Source organism: Paenibacillus sp. FSL W8-0194 (assembly GCF_037969745.1).
Classification (GTDB): domain Bacteria; phylum Bacillota; class Bacilli; order Paenibacillales; family Paenibacillaceae; genus Paenibacillus_AQ; species Paenibacillus_AQ cookii.
In genome coordinates this window covers 2,636,361-2,657,773 of the sequence record NZ_CP150205.1, presented here as the reverse complement: position 1 = coordinate 2,657,773, position 21,413 = coordinate 2,636,361, and the positions used below count along the sequence as shown (strand labels likewise).

Annotated in this window: 14 protein-coding genes; 7 read left to right on the top strand and 7 right to left on the bottom strand. The window is 52.8% G+C overall.

Going from position 1 to position 21,413, the window contains the following annotated elements; genetic code table 11:
* Nucleotides 1-121: 121 nt before the first annotated feature.
* The 4 genes from MKY58_RS11865 to MKY58_RS11850 are packed head-to-tail and all read right to left on the bottom strand — an operon-like array spanning nucleotide 122 to nucleotide 5,186.
* Complete coding sequence (locus tag MKY58_RS11865) at nucleotides 122-1,438, bottom strand: MBL fold metallo-hydrolase (RefSeq protein WP_339324695.1); 1,317 nt, start codon at nucleotides 1,436-1,438, stop codon at nucleotides 122-124.
* Nucleotides 1,435-3,114: an iron ABC transporter permease gene (locus MKY58_RS11860; protein WP_339324694.1), complete on the bottom strand. Its 1,680-nt coding sequence runs from the start codon at nucleotides 3,112-3,114 to the stop codon at nucleotides 1,435-1,437. The genes MKY58_RS11865 and MKY58_RS11860 overlap by 4 nt, the downstream gene beginning before the upstream one ends.
* Nucleotide 3,115: 1 nt before the next feature.
* Nucleotides 3,116-4,174 carry an ABC transporter substrate-binding protein gene (locus tag MKY58_RS11855; RefSeq protein WP_339324693.1) on the bottom strand — a complete coding sequence of 353 codons (1,059 nt, stop codon included), beginning with the start codon at nucleotides 4,172-4,174 and terminating at the stop codon, nucleotides 3,116-3,118.
* 43 nt (nucleotides 4,175-4,217) lie between these two features.
* Complete coding sequence (locus MKY58_RS11850; protein WP_339324692.1) at nucleotides 4,218-5,186, bottom strand: ABC transporter ATP-binding protein; 969 nt, start codon at nucleotides 5,184-5,186, stop codon at nucleotides 4,218-4,220.
* Between the two features lie 207 nt (nucleotides 5,187-5,393).
* Here MKY58_RS11850 and MKY58_RS11845 point away from each other — a divergent pair, with 207 nt between their 5' ends.
* The 6 genes from MKY58_RS11845 (at nucleotide 5,394) to MKY58_RS11820 (ending at nucleotide 17,588) form a co-directional block, all read left to right on the top strand.
* Nucleotides 5,394-6,320, top strand: a complete 927-nt coding sequence (locus MKY58_RS11845; protein WP_339325129.1) for a LysR family transcriptional regulator — start codon at nucleotides 5,394-5,396, stop codon at nucleotides 6,318-6,320.
* A gap of 102 nt (nucleotides 6,321-6,422) precedes the next feature.
* Entirely contained in the window at nucleotides 6,423-7,286 is an 864-nt protein-coding gene (locus MKY58_RS11840) for a hypothetical protein (RefSeq protein WP_339324691.1), read from the top strand.
* 458 nt (nucleotides 7,287-7,744) lie between these two features.
* Nucleotides 7,745-10,747, top strand: a complete 3,003-nt coding sequence (locus MKY58_RS11835; RefSeq protein ID WP_339324690.1) for an ATP-binding protein — start codon at nucleotides 7,745-7,747, stop codon at nucleotides 10,745-10,747.
* Between the two features lie 3 nt (nucleotides 10,748-10,750).
* Nucleotides 10,751-11,860, top strand: a complete 1,110-nt coding sequence (locus tag MKY58_RS11830; protein WP_339324689.1) for a BTAD domain-containing putative transcriptional regulator — start codon at nucleotides 10,751-10,753, stop codon at nucleotides 11,858-11,860.
* A gap of 131 nt (nucleotides 11,861-11,991) precedes the next feature.
* Nucleotides 11,992-15,891: an S-layer homology domain-containing protein gene (locus MKY58_RS11825; protein WP_339324688.1), complete on the top strand. Its 3,900-nt coding sequence runs from the start codon at nucleotides 11,992-11,994 to the stop codon at nucleotides 15,889-15,891.
* A 461-nt stretch (nucleotides 15,892-16,352) separates the two neighbouring features.
* Entirely contained in the window at nucleotides 16,353-17,588 is a 1,236-nt protein-coding gene (locus tag MKY58_RS11820; protein WP_339324687.1) for a cytochrome P450, read from the top strand.
* 94 nt (nucleotides 17,589-17,682) lie between these two features.
* Here MKY58_RS11820 and MKY58_RS11815 read toward each other — a convergent pair whose 3' ends face one another.
* From MKY58_RS11815 to MKY58_RS11805, 3 genes are all read right to left on the bottom strand, one after another.
* Nucleotides 17,683-18,804, bottom strand: a complete 1,122-nt coding sequence (locus tag MKY58_RS11815; RefSeq protein WP_339324686.1) for an FAD-binding oxidoreductase — start codon at nucleotides 18,802-18,804, stop codon at nucleotides 17,683-17,685.
* A gap of 97 nt (nucleotides 18,805-18,901) precedes the next feature.
* Nucleotides 18,902-19,228 (bottom strand): AzlD domain-containing protein, encoded by a 327-nt coding sequence (locus tag MKY58_RS11810; protein WP_036715267.1) that lies wholly within the window; start codon nucleotides 19,226-19,228, stop codon nucleotides 18,902-18,904.
* On the bottom strand, nucleotides 19,219-19,950 hold the full coding sequence (locus tag MKY58_RS11805; protein WP_339324685.1) for an AzlC family ABC transporter permease: 732 nt from the start codon (nucleotides 19,948-19,950) through the stop codon (nucleotides 19,219-19,221). The genes MKY58_RS11810 and MKY58_RS11805 overlap by 10 nt, the downstream gene beginning before the upstream one ends.
* 345 nt (nucleotides 19,951-20,295) lie before the next feature.
* Here MKY58_RS11805 and MKY58_RS11800 point away from each other — a divergent pair, with 345 nt between their 5' ends.
* Complete coding sequence (locus tag MKY58_RS11800) at nucleotides 20,296-21,294, top strand: CPBP family intramembrane glutamic endopeptidase (RefSeq protein WP_339324684.1); 999 nt, start codon at nucleotides 20,296-20,298, stop codon at nucleotides 21,292-21,294.
* The last annotated feature ends 119 nt before the right edge of the window (nucleotides 21,295-21,413 follow it).

Below are 21,413 nucleotides of genomic sequence, written 5' to 3'. Positions count from 1 at the left end.
CATTTGCATAGAAAAAGAAACTCCCTTCTGATCCCTTTCCCTCTTTTGCTAAGCTTGAAACGCAAAAATCCCCGCCAGACGATGTCTGACGAGGAATAAGAGATCTAATATTCTCCGAGATTTAAAAGACCATGAACTCTCCCGGCTTTAATGAAAGCAGGCCCTGGTGCCCTTCCCGTCCGAGGCGGGCGACGACCTGATCCGTTTCGGCCTGCGGAGCATGGACCAGCAACGCATGACGGCTCGGCACCTCTTGCAGCATACGGCGGACGTCGTCCATTCCCTGATGGATTTTGTAGCCGATCCGAACCGTTTCGCAAGACATCTCCACGGCTTCGCCGTTCAGCAGTCGGCGGGCAAACGTCCCTTCGCTTGCATGACCCGTAATGACGACGGCATGGTTCGCGTTCGGCGCAAGACGGCTGGCGTACCAACGGGCCCGCGGCGACTCCATCATGCCATCGGTCGTGAAAATAAGCAGCGGATGGTTGCCCTGCAGCCGCCGAAGCCGTTCGTCCTGGCATGCCGGAACATGAAGATAAGGGGAGGACACGGCTTCTTCGATTTGGCGTTCGACCCCAGGTCGCAGCCAATCCTTCCATTCGGCCATCTGGCGAAGCCCTTCAACGATTTCCGGTTCGGCAAGGATATGCCGATTCGGGAAACGTCTTCGCGCCCACAGCAGCAAATCCTGTCCCCGGCCGAAAGCCGGAACCGGCATCAGGACATGCCCCCCTCGTTCCAAAACGTTTTGAGCGAACCTGCCGAGCAGGTCCAGCTTCTGATCCTGCGACTCCTCATCCGTCCCATATGCATTGTCCATGATGGATAAAGATATTCCGGGAGGTTTTCGGTCAAGAGCTGAAGACGTTTCCCCTAAAGAGGACCCCTCAGGCGGATCGACGACAAGCAGCCCGGATTCGCGGCTGAAGTCTCCCGAATAAAATATATGCCGTGCCTCCATATGAATCCGCAGCCAGACGGAACCGAGCATATGGCCGCTCCGCCCCCACCGCAGCCGGAGCCTATCCTGCAGCTGCAGCCATTCGCCTCCGGCAACTTCCTCCTCCAGAATGCGAAAACGCATGGCGGAAATATGCTCTTGGCCATATGGAAGCTCGCCGTTTCGTCCTGCCACGTATTTGCGCCAATGGTCAAAATAATGCTCCAACTGCTTAACCGTTGGCTTCGTTGCCCAAATCTCCCCGCGATAACCATGCTTGTACAACAGAGGCAAGGCCATGGAATGATCCTCGTGGGCATGCGAAAGAAATACCGCCGTCAGACCGGGGATCAGGTTTTCCTCAAGCAAAGGGTATTGTCCGGTCCCTTCCTTTTTGACGCCGCAGTCGAGCATGATCCGATGCTGATTTCCTGTGATGACGTAACAAGAACGGCCATGCTCTCCGGCGCCGCCCCACACTTTCAACTCCATCATCGAGCGGCCCACTTTCTTTTGGAGCCCGCGGCTTCGAGAAGAACGAGCAGCAAGGTGGTCAGCCCCACCGAGATGACGGCCATCGCCATCCCGAGCGATACTTGCCCCTGCTCGAACTGGGCGTAGATATACGTGGCCGAGGTCTGCATCGACGGCGGCAAAATGAGCAGGGAGCCGACCAGCTCCCGCGATGCGATCGTAAAGGTCATCATCCATCCGGCCAGCATTCCCGGAACGATCAGCGGCAGCAGCACCCTGCGGAAAATGTAGCCCGGTTTTGCGCCGAATACTTGCCCGGCCTGAAAAAGCGACGCGTCGATTTGCGTGAAGGCGCTTTTGACGTACTGCACCGTGTACGGAACGAATAAGACGACATACGTGAGAATGACCATGCCATAGGTGTTGTACAGCGGTATCGGCATCCATGGGGAGTTCCATAACAAAATCAACCCCACGACAAGAACGATTCCCGGCACCGTGTTCGGGAGCAGACTGAACAGATCGAGCGTGCGCTGCCCGCGGGTGTTGGACCTTCCGATCGCGACGGCGAACCAGGTCCCGAGCAGCACGGCGATGGTCGAAGCGGCCAAGGACAGCCACAAGCTGTTCATCAGCGCCTTCATGCTGGGCGAATGCCAGCTGAGAAGCTCTTTGTAGAAATCGAGCGTAAAGTTGTTCCAGGCGAGTCCGACGCCCCGCAGTTTCATCGTGGAAGCCGCTACGATCGAAAAATACGGGATGCCGACCGATGCGATCAGCAGCAAAATGACGTAGATTCCCGACGCCCAATGCAGCCATCCGGCACCGCGCATGGCGGAACGGCGGACGCCTTTTCCCCCGACCAAGCCAAACGTATATTTTCGGCTCATCACCGACTGCATGTACCAGACCAGCAGGCAGCTTGCCAGAAGCACGGACGACAGTGAAGTCGCCTTGCCGAAATCGATCGGCCAGCTGGAAATGTATTTATGGATTTCGGACGTCATGACTTCGTATCCGATTCGTTTGCCGAACGTAACCGGGGTGCCGAATTCCGCGATCGTTTTGACAAAGATGAGCATCGCGCCCATGCCGAAGGCCGACAGCAGCAAAGGAGCGATCACCCGGCGGAAGCGGTAGAGAAACGGCGCTCCCATCACCGCGGCCGCCTCCTCCATATTCCCTCCGATTCTCTCGAGCGCTCCGCGCAGCAGCAAGTACAGAAACGGGTAAAGATGCAGGCTCATGATCGCAACCATGCCGCCGAAGGAGAAAAAGGCTTCTCCCAACCCGGCAAGCCCCGGAGCCAGCTGCTCCAGATATCCGTTTTTTTGCATGAACAGAATCCAACCCATCGAACCGATGTATGGCGGCGTCATGAAGGGAATAAGGAACACGATTTCCAGCCACCGCCGCTCCCCGAGCCGGGTATGGACCATCACCCACGCAAGCGGGAGGGCGATCGCCGTCGTACCGAGGATGACGCACACCCCCAGCCAGACGGAAGACATGAGCACGTTCATCAATTCGGAATCCGCCAACGTTCGGAACGGGGCCGACCATTGCAGCTCCCCGTCCCGGTATACGCTTTGAATGAATATTTCGCCCAAAGGCAGGACGATGAGACCAAGCAGGACCAGGAGCGCCAGTCCCATCGACCAGGCTTTTCGTCGGCGCGGAAGCATCGATGGATTCATGTTACTTCAGCAGCTTCGTGAATCTCTCGGTGACTTCCGTGCCGTGCTCGCCCATCCAACCCCAGTCCGTCTTGAGCAGCGGAATTTCGTCCAGATTGGCGCGGTTCTCGGCTTTGATATCCGTTCGGCCCGGAAGCAGCGCGGCATCGGAAACCAGCTTTTGCGCCGCATCGGAAAGCAGATAATCGATGAATGCCTTCGCGCTTTCTTCATGTTTGGTGGATTTCAGGATCGCCGCAGGCCGAGGGCTGACCACGGTGCCTTCCTGCGGATACACGATGTCGATCGGCTCGCCTTTCGCTTTGGCTTTGTAAGTCATGTAGTCGACGGCGCCGGCGACCATGCTCTTCGCGCCGGTAATGACCGGATCCAGCGCTTCCTGGTTGGCACCGGCCATGGCAACGCCGTTCGCCTTATAGCTCTCGAACAGGGACCAGCCTCCTTCGCCTTTGTCGCTAAGGTAACCCGTAATGAAATCAAGGGCGGAACCCGACAGCGACGGATCCGGAATGTTAACCTGATCCTTGTAATCCGGTTTGGCCAAATCGTTCCAGGACGTCGGCGGCGTCGTTACCAGCTTGGTGTTGTAGGCAATCCCGAGCGCCGACGCGCTGGAGCTGAAGTAGTTCCCTTCCGGATCGGACCAATCCTTGTTCAGCTTGTCCGCGTTTTTCGCTTCCGGATAAGGAAGCGTCAATCCTTCTTTCTTCAGGCCTTGGGCGGAAGGCAGCGAGGCAAGAATAACCACGTCGGCCACCGGATTGGACTTTTCCGCTTCCAAACGGGCCAGGATTTTCCCTGTCGTGCCCTGAAACGTCTCGACCTTGATACCGGTCTGGGATTCGAAATCCTTGATGAGATTGTTCGCTAATCCCTCGGGTCCCGCCGTATACACGGTAAGCGTTTTGTCCGCCGTCTCCGCCTGCTTGCCCTCTCCGGCGGCGGCAGCCGTATCTTCAGCCGCCTTGTTGCTTCCGCAGCCGGCAAGCGCGGCTCCGAGCGTCAATGCCAGAACCAAAGCGCTTCCTTTCTTCCATGTGTTCCGTTTCAAGTTGAACATCGTCGTTTCCCCCTCGATATTTTTCGTTTTGAATCCCCATGTTTCAATCCCCGTCCAACCGATGAATGCTATGCTTCGGCAGGTAAATCGTAATCTCGGTCCCTTCGCTCAGCCGCCGGGGATAATAGGCGAGCCAGAGTCCGTCAGCCACGTCCGACTTCAGCCTGACTTCGTACCGGTCGCCGACGTAGCTTACCTGCGCAACGGTCGCGTCATAAGCCAAAGTATCTTGCCCGTCCGGCTCGAACCGGATCTGCTCCGGCCTGAACATGGACCGTCCGTCCGCAAGCCAGTTGGACTTCCCGATAAACCGCGCGACAAACGGGTGCCGCGGCTGATTGTAAATTTCTTCGGGCGTACCCTTTTGCAGCACCTTTCCCCCATGCATCACGATCACTTCGTCCGACATGGACATCGCTTCGACCTGGTCATGCGTGACGTAAAGGGCGGTCAGTCCCATCTCGCGCACCAGGTACATCATTTCCAGGCGCATCTCGTCGCGGAGCACCGCATCGAGCGCGCTAAGCGGCTCGTCGAACAGCACCAGCCTCGGGCGCGTCACGACCGCTCTCGCAAAAGCCACCCGCTGCTGCTGGCCCCCCGACAACTGATGCGGATAACGCTGCTCCATGCCGCTAAGCTTGACCTTGTCCAAAGCCTCCAAGACTTTATCCCGAATCGCGTCCTTGCGTCCGGCGGCCCGGAGCCCGAACGCTACGTTTTCGAAGACGGTCATATGCGGCCATAACGCAAAATCCTGGAACACCATGCCGAAGCCGCGCCGTTCGGGCGGCACCTCCCTCGTTTCGCTCGCCAGGACGTCCTCGCCGAAGCGGATGCTTCCGGTATCGGGCCGCTCCAGACCGGCGATCAAGCGCAGCAGGGTGGTCTTCCCGCATCCCGAAGGTCCGAGCAGCGTCGTGAATTTTCCATGCCGGATCTTCAGGTCGGTCGGATGCAAAGCGGTATTTCCTCCAAAACTTTTGCCCACACCGCTGATGTTCAAATCCATTTTTGTCTGCTTCCCTTCCTTGCTTTAACATTGGGGACGTTCGTTTGGTTCCAACGTGCCTACATACCAAGTCTACCTGCGGGAATGAAAGCCAGTATTACCGTAATGTAAAACGACAATTAATTCTTTCGATGAACTGCGTTAACATTCATAGATTTAATCTATAGATAGGATAACCAGAAAAGAATAGGCGGGGATTTAACGATGATGAATCTTAATTTATTGAAACTTCAGATTATCGAACTGCTGGAGAAACACCATAAAATCACCACGGTGGCCGACCTCCTGGGACTCAAACAGCCGACGGTCACCTTTCACATGAAAAATCTCGAGCGGGAATTCGGGGTGAAATTGTTTGACGCCCGCATGGGCAGGATTATTTTGACGGACGCCGGACGCGCCCTGCTTCATTACGCTTCCAAGATCAATGCGCTTGCATCGGAAGCCCGGCGGGTCGTCAACGATTTTGATACGCTCAAACAAGGAACTTTATCCATTGGAGCCAGCTATGTGCCTGCGACTTACATTTTGCCGTCGATTCTCGATTCCTTTACCAAATCGTTTCCCGGGATCCGCGTGACGTTGTCCGTCAAAACGGCGCCGGCCATCATGCAAATGCTGCATTCCCATCAGATCGATGCCGGAATCATTTCCACCACCCCTTTTCACAAAACGCCGCTCAAAGCGCAAGCGCTGTGCAAAGACGAGCTGGTATTGATCTGCTCCCCTTCCCATCCGTTTGCGGATGCCGAAGCGTGGACGCCGGAGCTGATCGCCGCCTCCTCTTTCGTGCTGCACGGGAAGGCATCCAACACCCGAAACATGACCGACGCGTGGCTGGAGCGGCAGGGCATTCGCCCCTTCTCCATGCTGGAACTCGACTCCCTGGAAGCGATCAAACAAGCCGTCATGCTGGGCGAGCATATTTCCTTCGTCTCGCGGATGGCGGTTCAATCCGAAACGGCAGGCGGCCGGCTGCGGATGTGGACGATTCCGGACCTCCCGGACGAACGCCATGTGTACGTCATGACCAACAAGGATCGGTACCTGTCGGCAACGAGCGCCCGATTTATCGAGCTGCTGGAACAGTGGCGAGAATCGGCCCAAGAACCTCTCTTGGGTGACCAAGAATAAATGATTCTATTTTTTACCTGAACGGGTCATTGCCTTGATCAAGGTTTGACACTGTCCCTTTACAGTAGGTTACGAACGATACATCCATACGAGGGAGATGAAATGATGAAATCAAAGGCTAAAAAAGGAAAATCCATCGTTATTGCCGCGTTGGGCGCAGCAATCCTGATGACCGGCTGGCAGCCTGCCGGCAAAGCCGAAGCGGCGGCCAATGCAGTGCCGTCCTATGAAATAAAGTTCATGCTGAAAGCCGATAAGGTCCTGAACAGGGATCTTACGCTGCAGGATCAGGTCGAAAAAACCTTTGCGATCGAAGAACCGGCAGCCAGAATGCTCGTGGAGTATTTTGATACAGCGTCCCTGGAGCTGAACGATGCGGGCTGGAATGTGCGCTTTCGCAAAAAAGAAGACAAGAAGAAATACGAGTTGACGTACAAAAAACGGTACGCCGTGATCAACGGGGATATCAACGCCGCCCTGGATCAGGCGAACCGGGACGGTTTCAGCGCGGACGACACGAATTACGATGCGGAGATCGACTGGGGTTACGGCAAACAGACGCTCAGCTTTTCGAATGATAAGGACGTTTCGGCCACCAAGGGGCTGAAGCTGCCGAGCGAAAAAGATGCGCTGGAAATGCTGGTGAACGGAATTCCGGGCAAACTCGACAAAACGAACGGAGCGGGATGGGGAACGTCCGTATTGAAGAATTCCTACGCGCATGGCCCCGTTTCAGTCAGCAGATACACGGGAACCTTCGACGGCCTGGAGACGGATATCGAGCTGTGGCCGATCGTCGGCGCGGACGGCAGCGGCACGGAAAACATCGTCGAGATTTCCTTCAAAACCGCTGATTACCAAACGGCGGCATCCGAACGGGCAAAGCTGATGAAGCTGCTGGAAGACAAAGACTGGCTCATTCCGGCCGACTCGCTTAAGACGAATCTGGTCCTGGAGCGTTATTAGATATAGAAATAACCCGCAGCAGGGACATCACGTCCAGGCTGCGGGTTTTTTCCATCTCATCAAGTAACATTTTGCCCCTCCTTTCAATGTTGCGAACGACCACCGCTCCACTCTCCGCGATCATCGTACCTCGCGTAACATAACCTGAAGCGAAGTGTTACATTTATCATACCCCACCATCATTCCTCTTCTGTAATCCAGATTACAAAGCTTTTCGCTGCAGGCCAACGGCGAAGGTGTACGGCGAAAATCATAGCAGCCACCTGGCTTGTTGCATTTTGGAGGATTCTATCATATATTGTCGAATGGATTTATTCAAAATCGGAACCATCCAGAATGGAAGAGGAGCGGACCTAGTGCTCAAGAGGATCGTCGTTATTTGTATGATAAGCTTGATTGTTTTTTCTTTTATCCCTTTATCAATCCTCATGGAGCGTGCTCATCAACGATCGGACGGGTTGCAGGTTCGGGCCGGCGTCATGGATCTGTCGGCGTGGGATTTCAAACAGAACAAAAGAATCAAGCTGGACGGAGAATGGGAGTTTTATTGGAATCAGCTCCTTACCCCGGAAAACTTTAAAGCAGCAAAACCTGTACCCTCGACTTATATGCAGGTGCCCTCCCGCTGGAACGGGAAAGTAATAAACGGCAACCGTCTACCTGCGCACGGTTCGGCCACTTATCGCATGGTGCTGAGAAACGTACCGATCCACGGTATTTTTGCCCTGAAAAAGACGAATATCCGCTTTTCAAGCTCCGTCTATGTCGCCGGACATAAGCTCTTTGAGGATGGACAGCCTTCCACGAACGCTGCGGCTTACCGGCCGGGAAACGTTCCGCAAACCGGACTCTTCGCCTCCGATCAAAACGATATTGAAATTATCGTGCAGGTAGCCAATTATGATTATATTAACGCGGGCATTCCGATCTCCATCTATTTCGGGGACCAGGCGACCATGATCGACGACCAGCAAAAGGCTATGGCCCGAGAATTCAGCATCCTCGCCATTCTCTCCATCCTGTCTTGTATCTATTTCATCTGCTTTGCCGCGACGATCATCTACAACATGAGGGACTATACCCTTCTGCTTTCAGGGATCGTCTGCTTGCTCTTTTCGCTTTACCACGGTTTGATCGGGGAACGGCCGCTGCTTTATTTTTTATCAGGAATTCCCTTCGAAGTGCTGTATAAGATTAAGGACATGAGCTCGCTTGCGGCCTTTATCGTCGTAGCCCTCTTTTTCTATTTTGTACATAAAAATATGATTTCCTTCAAACTGACGCTGGCTGTAACGGTTGTGCTGGGAAGCTTTCTGGTGACGGTGCCGTTTCTATCGATCCATTTCTACACCCAGATCCATTCTTATATCATCGTTTTTTATGAATTGATGCTCGTCTGGCTGCTGTTGAAGGCCGCCATTCTTTATGTCCGAAGCCCTGATTCCAGCCGCTTCAAATCGCTGCTTCTGTTCATGTCAATTCTGACGATTAACCTGTACTCGCTCGACACGATTCTGTTCGCTTTGTCGATCAAGGAGAATTTGTCGGTCGGACAGTTATACATTGTCGTATTTAACATTATTATGATTTTTCTGATCGTCCTTCGTTTCTTTGAAGCCTATCACACCATTGATGCGATGAAAGACCGGCTGCTCCAGCTGGATAAAATTAAAGACGACTTTCTCTCTAACACGTCGCATGAATTAAAAACGCCTTTAAATGCGATCGTGAATATTACGGATTCCCTCCTTAAGGGCGTCGAAGGGCCTGTGAACGAAAAGCAGGCGCAAAACCTGGCCATTGTGACAAGCAGCGGAAGAAGATTGACCCATCTTGTCAACGAATTGCTCGATTACTCCAAAATGAAATATGGGGATATTACGCTCGTCATGAGCAGCGTAGATCTGAAGGCGTCCGTGGATTCGGTGATCCGGGTTCATCAGTATTTGCTGGGTGGTAAACAAATTTCCCTTGTAAATCGCATTCCTGCAGGAGTGCCTTCGGTGTATGCCGACAGCAACCGGTTGATACAAATCCTGCATAATCTGATCGGCAATGCGGTTAAATATTCCGATCAAGGCGTTGTGGAAGTAAGCGCCGCGGTGCTGGGCCAGCGGGTAGTGGTTCATGTCAGGGATACCGGGATCGGCATCCCTGCTCATCTGCAGGACCGGATATTTGATGCCTATGAGCAGGCTGCCGCAGCTTCTGATACCAATCCGGACGGAGGAACCGGGCTTGGACTCAGCATTACTAAGAAACTGGTAGAACTTCACGGAGGAGAAATCGATGTGAGTTCCAGCCCGGGCGTCGGGTCCAGCTTCAGCTTTACTCTTTCTTTGGCGGGGCGAGCTTCGAATCAGAACGTTAGTCCGCCAGCAAAAGAGACGCAGCCAACGGATCTGCAAATGCCGAATATGGAATATCCGCTTTATATTCCGGGTAAAATCGACGAGCCGATTCTTGTAGTGGACGACGATTTTGCCAATCTTCAAGCCATGATCAACCTGTTCAAACTGGAGGGGCATTCCATTGTGGTCGTCAACCGTGGACAACTGGCGCTTCATGAGCTATCCCGAAGCTCCCATTTCTTTCTGGTCATCCTGGACATGACGATGCCCGATATGTCCGGGTACGAGGTGCTGAAGCAAATCAGAGAAAGATTCTCCTCCTTCGAGCTGCCAGTATTGATGCTAACGGCCAGAAACCGGGCTGCCGATATAAAATTATGCATGGAAAGCGGGGCTAACGACTTTGTCGGGAAGCCGTTTGCAGCTGAGGAGTTAATGGCACGCGTACGGAGTCTAACCAAATTAAAGGCTTCGGTGAAAAATGCCAAGGATGCCGAAATCGCTTTTTTGCGATCCCAAATCAATCCGCATTTTCTGTTCAATGCTCTAAATTCCATTGCCGAATTATGCATGGATGATCCCGAACAGGCAGAAGAGCTGACCCTTCAGCTTTCACAGTATTTAAGAGGCAGCTTCGATTTCAAACAGCTTGATGCCCTCACAACGCTGAGGAAAGAGCTGGAACTGGTGGAAGCTTACCTTCATATCGAAAAGGCTCGGTTCGGCCCCAGGCTGCATGTGGAATACGACGTGGACGCCAATCCGGAGATCGGTATTCCTCCGCTTGTTCTGCAGCCTTTAGTGGAAAACGCCATCCGGCATGGACTGATGACCAATTTTCGCGGAGGTACCGTAAAGCTATCCATCCAGATGGCGACGGAGTCGCGGGTCAATTTTACAGTCGAAGACGATGGCAGCGGCATCGGAGATCAGAAACTGCAGGCGCTGCTGACACCGGGTGCCGGATCAAATGGCGTGGGACTATGGAATATAAGCCAGCGCATCAAGCTTCTTTACGGGACGAATCTAATTATTGAAAGCGTGGAAGGAACAGGAACGAAGGTTTCCTTCTCCATTCCCGCGGAGCCGATCAAGCCGACTGGAGGTTAAGGTATGCTGCGAGCTATGATCGTAGATGATGAAGAATTATCACTGAAACGTTTGAGAAGAATTTTGTCCGAGAACGGAACCGTTGAAATATGCGCTGCTTTTGGGGATCCGCTCGAAGCCTATGAATATGTGAAGAAAAGTCCGGTAGACGTCGTCTTTTTGGATATTTCAATGCCGGAAATGAATGGCATGAAGCTTTCCATCCTGCTGGCTGAGCTCGATGATTCCATAGATTTGGTGTTTGTCACAGGGTATGACGAGTATGCCTTGCAAGCTTTCGAAGTCAATGCCCTCGACTATGTGCTGAAACCAGTCACTTCAGAACGAATTCGTAAAACGCTGAGTAAAGTCAGCAAAAGACGCGGGTATGCACCTGCCGAATCAGGCATAGCCGTTCATCTATTTAACGGATTTAAAATCATGCAGCGTGGACAACCTCACGCCCAGCTAAAACTGAGAAGCCCTAAAACGGAGGAATTGTTTGCCTTTCTGCTGTGCAAAGGTACGGTAAGCAAGGAAGAAATCATCGACACGTTATGGAACGGTCTGGAGCCTCACAAGGCATGGAAAAACCTGAACCAGACCCTCTACTATATTCGCAAAGCGATTCATGACAATAAGGCAAGTCAGTGCATCGAGGCAGGCAGAAATGACATCCGTATTCACGGGGGCAGCATGTATTGTGATTTATACGAGTTTGAGAACGTGGCGAAACAGATCAGAATGAATCCGTCACAACATGAGCAGCTGCTGGAGAGGGCCCTCTCCCTGTACACGGGACCTTTATTGCAAGGCAAGTCCTATGATTGGGCAGGCAGCATCATTTACCGTCTTGAACAAAAGTATTTAGAAATGCTGGAGGCAGCCGCAAGACACTATCTCCAGTGCAATGATCACGCTAAATCGCTGTATTACTTTGGAGAAATCGTGAAGCGAGAATCTCTCCGGGAAGATATCCATGATGAGATGATCCGGCTTTATGCCCGGCTTGGGAGAAAGAACGAAGCGCTACAGCAGTACCGCCTGCTGGAGGAAACCCTTCTGCAGGAACTTGGTACGAGGCCGGAACCGCATCTTAAAGAGCATATCGAGAAACTGCTGCATACGAATTAGCTGAACAAAGAGCCTTCGAATCGACTGCATTCGGGGGCTCTTTCTTGTTTATTTTTTGTTTATCGCGCTCATGTATAATGATCCCGATTTTTGTCGCAGAAAAAACAGACTAAATAAGAGGGGATCTGAACATGAAGCAATCATTCACAAAAATAGCTATTTGCTCCACGTTGTCATTGGGGCTCGCCGTATCTGGTGTCGGCCCGGTCCATTCCGTATTGGCACAGGCCGGGTCAAGCTTAGTATGGATTGACAACAGTCCAGCAGCACTGCCGTCCATCAATGAAGACGATGCGAACAGCACGGGAGCGCGCATATCCGATCTTCTGTCAGGGAAAGTTTCGGACCCGATGAATGCAGGAGTCGCGATTACGAACTTGGATAATGCCCATGGTAATTGGCAGTATTATAATGCCAGCATCGGTCTTTGGTATAATATCGAACCTACTTCGGACAATCACGTCTTATTGCTAGAAAGCACGGATCAAATCAGGTTCGTCCCTGCAAGGGATTGGAATGGAGACACTTCAGTAAAGTATAAGCTATGGGATGCGTCGGCAAACGGCCTCCAGAAGTACAGTTATGTGGACTCGACGAGTTATTCGGGATTCGGTTCAGATTTGGGATCGGCCGGCATTCAGGTTCTGCCCGTGAACGACCCGCCCTATCTGACCGAAATCAGCGGAGGAGACTACCTCAGTTTCGATGGCAACGGGGATTACATGACCTTTCCGGATTTGGGGATGTACGGGAACTCCTTTACTGTAGAAGGTTACCTGAAAGTGAATGCCTTTCAAACATGGATGCGATTTTTCGATTCCTCGATTGGCATGAACAACTATAATGTGTTTGTTGGATTCGACAGAACCAAAATGAATTTCTCCTCCTACACAAGTCAATATCCAGGGGCCGGCGGCAATATTACGACGCAAGAAAACTTCCCGCTCTCCCAATGGGTTCATGTGGCGATTGTTTATGACCAAACCCAAAAGACAGGGAGCATTTACTGGGACGGCGCGCTAAAGGCTCGGGGGCCGATGGATTTAAGCGTAATCGGTAATAAGGCCAGACCAAACAACTGGCTTGGTAAAAGCACATGGGCACAAGATGGCGATTTTAATGGCGGCATGAAGGATGTAAGGTTCTGGAGCAAAGCGAAGAGCCAAGACGAAATTATTCGCGGGATGAACGATGATTTGACAGGTTCCGAAAATCATCTGGTTGCCAATTATAAATTAAACGACCGCAGCAGCGGCAATATAGCTCTGAATACGGGAGGACCACAAAACAACGGTACGATCAGCAACGCTGCCTGGGCGCAAAATACGGGCTTTGTAGGAAGTACGATCACGGATAAAAACAAGTCGGCGGCGAGAACGTTTAAAATACTCGATCCTGACGAAGGGGACCAGATTCAAGTATCGGCCCGTTCTTCCAATCCATCATTGATCGCTGACCAGAACCTCGTCATTACAGGCAGCGGCCAAGAACGAACGTTGACGATGACTCCTGCCGCCAATGCTTATGGTCAATCTGTCATCACCGTGACTCTGAATGACGGAAGCGCAAGCACAACGTATTCTTTTACACTCAACGTGAATAATACCGGGGACGTTCTCGTTACAGGCGTTACCCTCGATTCAAAAAAACTGGAACTTACCGTAGACGGAGCAACCCAAACATTGATTGCGACCGTGGAACCCGCAGATGCGGCGAATCGAAGCGTTACCTGGAAATCCAGCGATGAAACGGTGGCTACCGTGGATCAAAACGGAGTCGTGACGCCGGTAGGTCCCGGAAATGCAACGATTACGGTGGAAACGACTGACGGAAGCTTTAATGACACAGCAGCGGTTTATGTCGCGGACAAGCCGAGTGCCCCGACCGACGTAAAGGCCATTGCCGGAGACGGAGAAGCTACGATCAGCTTTAAAGAACCGGATCGTAATGGTGGAAGCCCGATTACTCAGTATACGGTTATCGTAAGTCCGGGAGGCAAGACCGTTACCGGTAGCGGCAGCCCGATTAAGGTAACCGGATTAGATAACGGGACCCCGTACACCTTTACAGTGATCGCGACGAATCGTGCAGGCGATTCGGCAGCTTCGGCATCGTCGGGCGCAGTTATTCCGGTGCCGCCTGCGCCGGGTGCTCCGGTATTGAAGCCGCCTGTTGCCGGCAATGGTCAAGTGGCGCTTGCCTGGGACCCCGTAGACGGAGCAACCGGATATAAAGTTTTCCAAAGTGAAAATCCTGACGCGATTGATACCCAGGTAGCGACCGTCACCGGCTCCGTGTACAACTATTTGGCGACCGGCCTGACTAACGGAACGACTTATTATTTTGCCGTGAAGGCAACGAATCTGGGCGAAGACAGCCCTGCCTCCCTGCCTGTAAGCGCAACGCCGGTAACTACTCCCGCCGCCCCGACGAATGTGAAGGCCGTCGCAGGCAACGGTGAAGCGACGATTACGTTCACCCCTCCCGCGGACAATGGCGGCAGACCGATTACGGGGTATGAAGTGTCAGTTCAGCCAGGCGGCATGATCGTCACTGGAGCAGCCAGTCCAATGACGATTACCGGGTTAACCAACGGCGTGAGTTATACATTTACGGTTAAAGCGATAAACAGCGCCGGCAGCGGCGAATCTTCGGCGGAATCGAATCCGGTTATCCCAAAACAGCCATCAAGCGGAGACGATTCCAATACGCCGGCGCCGACACCAGTACCGCCAACAACAACCGGGCCAACGGCTCCTACGGCTCCGCCAAAAGCCGATACGAGCATAGCTATACTGGTCAATGGCAACTCGGAAAAGGCCGGAAACATCACAACTTCCAAGCGTGATGGCCAAACCGTTACTACGGTAGCTCTCGATCCGAAGAAGCTGGAAGATATGCTCCAAGCAGCGGGACAGCATGCGGTTGTTACGATTCCCGTGGCCACGGATTCCGATACGGTTTCCTCCGAATTAAACGGCCAGATGGTTAAAAGTATGGAGAATAAACAGGCTGTCTTGGAAATCAAAACAAACCGGGCGACGTTTACTCTTCCCGCACAGCAAATAGACATCGACTCGATCTCCAACCAGATCGGCAAATCGGTAGCTTTGCAGGACATCAAGGTACGAATCGAAATGGCGACTCCGGCTGCGGACAAAGTAAAAGCCTTGGACAAAGCCGCTGCCGATGGATCGTTCACCCTTGTTGCACCTCCGGTTGAATTTGCAATTCGCGGCATTTACGGGGATAAAGTCATCGAGGTTTCGAAATTCAGCGCCTACGTGGAGCGAATGATCGCGATTCCGGACGGCGTCGACCCAAGCAAAATTACGACAGGCGTTGCCGTTGATCCGGATGGAACGGTCCGCCACGTACCGACCAAAATTACAGTCATCGGCGGAAAGTATTATGCCAAAATCAACAGCTTAACCAATGACGTGTATTCGGTCGTCTGGCATCCGCTCGAATTCAGCGATGCGGCAAACCACTGGGCTAAAGCCTCCGTTAATGAGATGGGATCGCGCATGGTTATCGAAGGCATGGGAGACGGCCGGTTCGGTCCGGACCGCGACATTACCCGCGCCGAGTTCGCCGCGATCGTCGTTCGTGGCCTGGGGCTAAAGCCTGAAGAAGGAGCGGCGCCATTTCAGGATGTGAAGACATCGGATTGGTACAGCGGAGCAATCGAAACAGCATCCGCTTATCGGCTGATCCAAGGTTTCGAGGACGGCACCTTCCGTCCGAACGAAAAGATTACCCGTGAGCAGGCTATGGCGATCGTCGCTAAAGCGACGAAGCTTACGGGCCTGGCATCGAAGCTTAATCAACAATCGGCAGAAAAAACGCTAGAGCCGTATACGGATGCTGCGCATGCCGCACGCTGGGCACAGCAAAGCATCGCAGATTGCCTGCAGGCCGGTATCGTGACAGGCCGAAGCAGTACCCGGCTTGCGCCAACATCATTCATCACAAGAGCGGAATTAGCCGCGGTCGTAGAGCGGCTGCTGCAAAAGTCCGACCTTATATAATACGTAAATCCATATAGAAAAAGGGTTATCCCGATACAGATCAGCTCACTGCGTTCTGTATCGGATAACCCTTTTTCTCGTCATGAAACTTGTTCCCATTTTATCAAAATGTTCAAACAACATAAAGGGACGTCCAGTAGAGGGCTAAGCTCACCCCCCCATTAAATGCAGCGGAAACGCCAACAAGGACACCCAAATCCCGGTCAGTCCCATGCTGAAGCCGCTGACGGCACCCCTCCACTCCAGTCTTTGAGCACGCGTGCCGTGCTTGTTTCCCTGAAAATAGTTGCTCGCTCCGGATGTTTCTGTACAACGACAATAAATGCGCGCATTCCCATCGGTAAAACAGAACTTTCGGCATGGGTCGTTCGAAAGTGTCCCCTTCATCCTTGGTATGTTATGATTAACATATATTGGAATTCTTGCCGATGTCCCCATTTTACAAACCGGGAGGGAAACGAATGCAAAAGGAAATTATCTCCTTAGCCGAAATCACCCAGTTTCAATCCGCCGTCGAAGAATTTAGCCCTTTTGAATGGTACAAGCACAAATTGGAACAGGAACCGATCAGCTACAACGAAGCAACGAATTCGTGGAATGTTTTCCGGTATGACGACGTTAAAAGAGTGCTGAGCGACCATGAATACTTCTCCAGTGTCAGAACCCGGACAACCATCAGCGTCGGCGCGGACAATGAGGAAGGCCAACATTCTTCCGGCCGCATCAATTTGAATTCGGATCCTCCGGAACACCGGAAAAGCCGCAGCCTGCTTTCGGCCGCTTTTACGCCAAGAAGCTTGAAACTTTGGGAGCCGCGCATCCATGAAGTGGTCAGGCAGCTGATCCAGGACATGGGCGACGATCCGGTCATCGATATCGTTCCAGCTTTTTCCGGCGCCCTGCCTACCATCGTAATTGCCGACTTGCTCGGCGTTCCGTCGGAGGACCGGTTTTTGTTCAAAACGTGGGTCGACCACCTGTTCCTCCCGCTGCCGAAAGAAAATGTCGAGGACGTTCAGGAGCTGAAACGACAGGCGGCCAAAAACTACTACAGCTATCTTTACCCTCATGTCGTCCATAAAAGAACGAACCTTGCCGATGACATCATCTCGGACCTGATTCAGGCGGAGGTTGACGGGGAACGTTTGACGGATGACGAAATCGTCCGGATGACCATGTTCATCCTGGGAGCCGGCATCGAGACGACAAGTCATCTGCTGGCCTGCACGTTTTATTCGTTTTTATATGACGACGAGCGGATTTATGCCGAAGTGCAGTCGAACCGCGAGCTGCTTCCGAATACCGTAGAAGAAATGCTCCGCTACCGTTTTCATGTCGCCAAAATGGATCGGACGGTAAAAATAGACAACGACGTGCTCGGCGTTCCTTTAAAAAAGGGCGATGTCGTCGTTGCCTGGATGAGCGCCGCCAATATGGACAAAGAGGTGTTCGAGGATCCGTTCACCTTGAACATTCACCGGCCCAACAACAAAAAGCATCTGACTTTCGGCAGCGGGCCGCATTTTTGCCTGGGAGCCCCGCTTGCCAGATTGGAGGCCAACATCGGCCTCGGACTGTTCATGGATCACTTCCGGCGGATCGAACCCGTTCCCGGTTTCAAGCTGGAAGAACATCTGACGCCTTCCGCCGCCGGACAAACGCTGGCTTCCCTGCCGGTACGCGTCCATCGCTGGTGAGAAGGGATATGACTTTTAGTATGAATGAAAAAGCCTCTTCCTTGTGAAGAGGCTTAAGTTTATCGCAACCAAACAATCAGCGGCTTGGGTCCGGTTACCCGATGGCTTTTCGGATGTCGTAATCCCGGATGTCGATGTCCAGGTCCATCCCCAATGCCAGCTTGGCCAATTGGCTTCCTAAAAACGGTCCCATCGTCAAGCCTGACGCCCCGAGTCCGTTGGCCGCAAGCAGCCCCTCCCAGCCTGGGACGGCGCCGATGACGGGAAGAAATTCGGGGGTAAACGGGCGAAAACCGACCCTGACCTCCTGAAACGTGCTCTCGGCCAAACGAGGAGCCAAGCTTAACCCTTTATTTAAAATCTCCTGCATTCCCCCTGCCGTGATTCGCGTATCATAACCTTCGATGTCGTTTTCGTGGGTAGCCCCGATCACGATTTTTTGTTCGCCGAATGCGATCATGTATTGATCCGAAGGCGGCATCACGACGGGCCACTTGCCCGTATCCTCTTTGCGGTCGACCTGCACGTGCATGATTTGCGCCTTCTGGAAACGAACGTTAAACCGAATGCCGAGCGGCTCCAGCAGCAGCCCGGCCCATGCGCCGGCGCAAACGACGGTTTGGTCGGCCGAAAAGCGCTCCTTGCCTACTTTGGCGCCTGTTACGCGGTTGGCCTCGTACGTTAGGACGGCATCGCCTTGCAGATAAACCGCTCCATGCCGCTGCGCCGACCGGATCAGCGCGTCACGCAGGGCGCGTCCATCGACGCGGGCGGCGCCGCTGATGCGAACCGAATGATACCCTTCTCCCAGCAAAGGAAAAAGCGCTTGGGTTTCAGCCTCGTTCAGCATCTCAATCTCTCCGATTTCCGGCGCGTCTTCTTTTCGCAGCCGGGCCCGCTCCTCCATCTTACGAATTTTTTCCGGATCCGGATGGATGCTAAGGGCGCCCACCCGTGCATATCCCGTTTCGGTTTCGCCTTCTTGGGTGAGCTCTTCGATCAATCCCGGGTAAAACCGCGCCCCGGCCTTCGCCAGCCGATACCAAGCTTGATTACGGCGCTGCGACAGCCAAGGGCAGATGATCCCGGCGGCGGCATCCGTAGCTTGCCCTTGATCTTGGCGATCGATCAGAAGGACATCCGCCCCCATTTTCGACAATTGATATGCGGTCGATGCCCCCAGAATCCCCGATCCGATGACGATGACTTTCTTCATGACTACAATCCTTTCCAAAACATGAGGTCGCATGATTCAATAGTTTATGAAACTAATGTTACCAAACGAAATAAAAAAAGCCCAGAGAATCAGGCTTTTAAAGGATAAACCGCAAAACCATCACCGTGAGGATGCCTACCACGACCGTCCCCAACAAGCTTCGCGTAAGGATGGCGGTCGCAAAGGTCGGTACCGCCGCCAATATTTCGGTATAATTCCGGGATATATCAAGCTTTCCGTCATTCATGAACAATTCCTGTCCAATTAAGGCAGCCATAACAGCGACAGGAACATAATTCAGCCACCGCATCGCCCAATCCGGCAGCTGCATCCGGCTGAGCACCACGAGCGGAAGCACTCTCGGAAGGAGCGTCACGACGGAGGCCCCTATAATCGCGAGCAGGATATGCCATCTTATCTCCATTTTTCCACCGCCATTCCAAGCGTCGCCGCAATAACCGTGGCCGCGATGACGGCCATGCTTCCGGTTAAGAAATAGCTGGAACCGATCACCAACCCCACCGCGCAAACGGCAACCATCAGGTCTTTAAGGATCTTCTTTCTGCTGACCATCTGCAGGACGAGCAAACCGATAAACATGCCCGTCAGCGCAAAATCCAGGCCGAACTTTTCCGGTTCCGTGATCCATTGACCGAAAAAAGCCCCGGCAATGGTCGCAATAATCCAATTGAGATACGCGGTAACGTTTAAGCCGTGCATCCATTTCTCGTCGAGGGAAGTTCGATTCATGGCCTTGTTCATCGCAACCCCGAAAGTTTCGTCCGTAAGCAGGGTGCCGATCAACATCGTCTTCAACGAAGTAAGATGCCGGAAATAAGGCGATACGGCCGCGCTTAGCAGCAAGTGACGAAGGTTCACGATAAAAACCGTAAGAATAATAGCCGTAACCGATCCATGGGAAGCAATCATGCCTGCCATGATAAATTGGGCGGAACCTGCATAAATCATCGTTGACATCAAGGTGATTTCCAACAATGACAAGCCGGACGTTTTTCCGACAACGCCTGCGGCGAAACCGATGCTTAAGTAACCGAGCAGCGTCGGAATGCAATCCTTGACGCCTTGGTAGAAGCTGTCTTCGCGCACGGTAAAATCTTGTTTGTTTACTTGAACCTTTTCAGACACCGTTTTGATCCTCGATTCCATTTCGTTTTTTCTCAGATGTCAGCTTGGACAGCGGATGTTGACGAACCCGTGACGTGTTGACGTTCCGAAAATCCCCCTCTCTATTGCATGTGCGTTATAGTATAAATTACGTGCATTATATCATACAAAATGCCGATAAATGAATAGATTTCACCTCGTAGAATGAGCGTTGATTATGATCCGTCGTATTGCAAGGATTTCAAGACATAAAAACGGACCGCTGGCATGTCCAGCGGTCCGTTTGTGTTATGTTAGGCCTGCTGCCTTACCGAAATCAGGCATTCTATCAGTCACACCTTATACGAAAACTTACTATAAATAGTTATGTCAGATCGAAACGAATTCTGGCGAATCTATGAAATTTCGAAAGGAGGGTTTCTTATTTCAACCTTATCCCCTGAATCCCGCTGGCGAAAAGGTCCGGCGGGCGTATTTCTCGAAGGCGACGGAAGAATCCGTCTATTCTGGCGTGTCCTGCTGGGATGGCTCGCGTTCGTTTCCGGCCTTGGGCTGGCGGTAGCCGCGGCTACGATCGCCGGTAACTACGGCTTCCCTACGTTGGCGCTGCAGGTCATTTTGGCCGTGGTCACGACGGGCGTAAGCGTACCGCTCATTTATTTGCTGCGGCGTTATGCCGACAGGCGGCCTTGGAGCGGCCTGGGGTTGAGTTCGCCCCCGAAAGGGCTGCCTTATTTTCTGCTCGGGATCGGTCTGCTGGCATTGTTGACCGCCGCATCGCTCCTCATCGGTAGCCTGCTCGGGTGGCTGAAAGTCGTTGCTTTCCATCTCCCCGCTTCTACCCTTTTTATCATTCTGATCAATTCGGCTATCGCTTTCTTCTACGAAGCATTTCCCGAAGAAATCTCCTTCCGCGGCTACTTGTACCGGAACCTGAACACGCGCTTTCCCCGCTGGCTCGCTCTCGTCCTCCAGGTTGCCCTGTTCGTGCTCGCCCCCATTGCGCTGACCGCGTTGATGGTGCTTGCGGGAATCGCGACCTGGGATCAAGTGACGGTCGACTATATCATCAATCTGGTCGCATTCGGCACGATGCTGCAGCTATGCCGCATTCTATCGGGCAATCTGTGGATGAATATCGGTTTCCATTTGGCATGGCTCGAAATGGTCCGGTACGTTGTCGTCCCTTCCCCATCGGCCATCGTCGAAGTGGAATATATGTCTCCGCTTGCCGGATACCTGGTGAACATCGGCACGGTCATCCTTGGCGTGATCATCCTTTTGGCCTGGTCGCTCCGACAACGGGTGAACTGGAATCGGATCGAGCCTGATGATCAGCCCGAACCCCAGCATCCCGCAATCTAACCGTTTATTGAATGCAGGCTTGTTTAGGGTAACGCAAACCCGGACATCCGCATGGTTTCAGTTTGGCGCCTTCTGCGCTGTTCGAAGCCATCAAAGGCACCCGAAGAAAATATCGGGTG

Excerpts from the sequence above, each read along its gene's own strand:
- MKY58_RS11865 (WP_339324695.1), bottom strand. The coding sequence starts at position 1,438 with ATGATGGAGTTGAAAGTGTGGGGCGGCGCCGGAGAGCATGGCCGTTCT.
- MKY58_RS11830 (WP_339324689.1), top strand. The coding sequence starts at position 10,751 with ATGCTGCGAGCTATGATCGTAGATGATGAAGAATTATCACTGAAACGT.
- MKY58_RS11855 (WP_339324693.1), bottom strand. The coding sequence starts at position 4,174 with ATGTTCAACTTGAAACGGAACACATGGAAGAAAGGAAGCGCTTTGGTT.
- MKY58_RS11825 (WP_339324688.1), top strand. The coding sequence starts at position 11,992 with ATGAAGCAATCATTCACAAAAATAGCTATTTGCTCCACGTTGTCATTG.
- MKY58_RS11820 (WP_339324687.1), top strand. The coding sequence starts at position 16,353 with ATGCAAAAGGAAATTATCTCCTTAGCCGAAATCACCCAGTTTCAATCC.
- MKY58_RS11845 (WP_339325129.1), top strand. The coding sequence starts at position 5,394 with ATGAATCTTAATTTATTGAAACTTCAGATTATCGAACTGCTGGAGAAA.
- MKY58_RS11860 (WP_339324694.1), bottom strand. The coding sequence starts at position 3,114 with ATGAATCCATCGATGCTTCCGCGCCGACGAAAAGCCTGGTCGATGGGA.
- MKY58_RS11850 (WP_339324692.1), bottom strand. The coding sequence starts at position 5,186 with ATGGATTTGAACATCAGCGGTGTGGGCAAAAGTTTTGGAGGAAATACC.
- MKY58_RS11815 (WP_339324686.1), bottom strand. The coding sequence starts at position 18,804 with ATGAAGAAAGTCATCGTCATCGGATCGGGGATTCTGGGGGCATCGACC.
- MKY58_RS11810 (WP_036715267.1), bottom strand. The coding sequence starts at position 19,228 with ATGGAGATAAGATGGCATATCCTGCTCGCGATTATAGGGGCCTCCGTC.
- MKY58_RS11800 (WP_339324684.1), top strand. The coding sequence starts at position 20,296 with ATGTCAGATCGAAACGAATTCTGGCGAATCTATGAAATTTCGAAAGGA.
- MKY58_RS11840 (WP_339324691.1), top strand. The coding sequence starts at position 6,423 with ATGATGAAATCAAAGGCTAAAAAAGGAAAATCCATCGTTATTGCCGCG.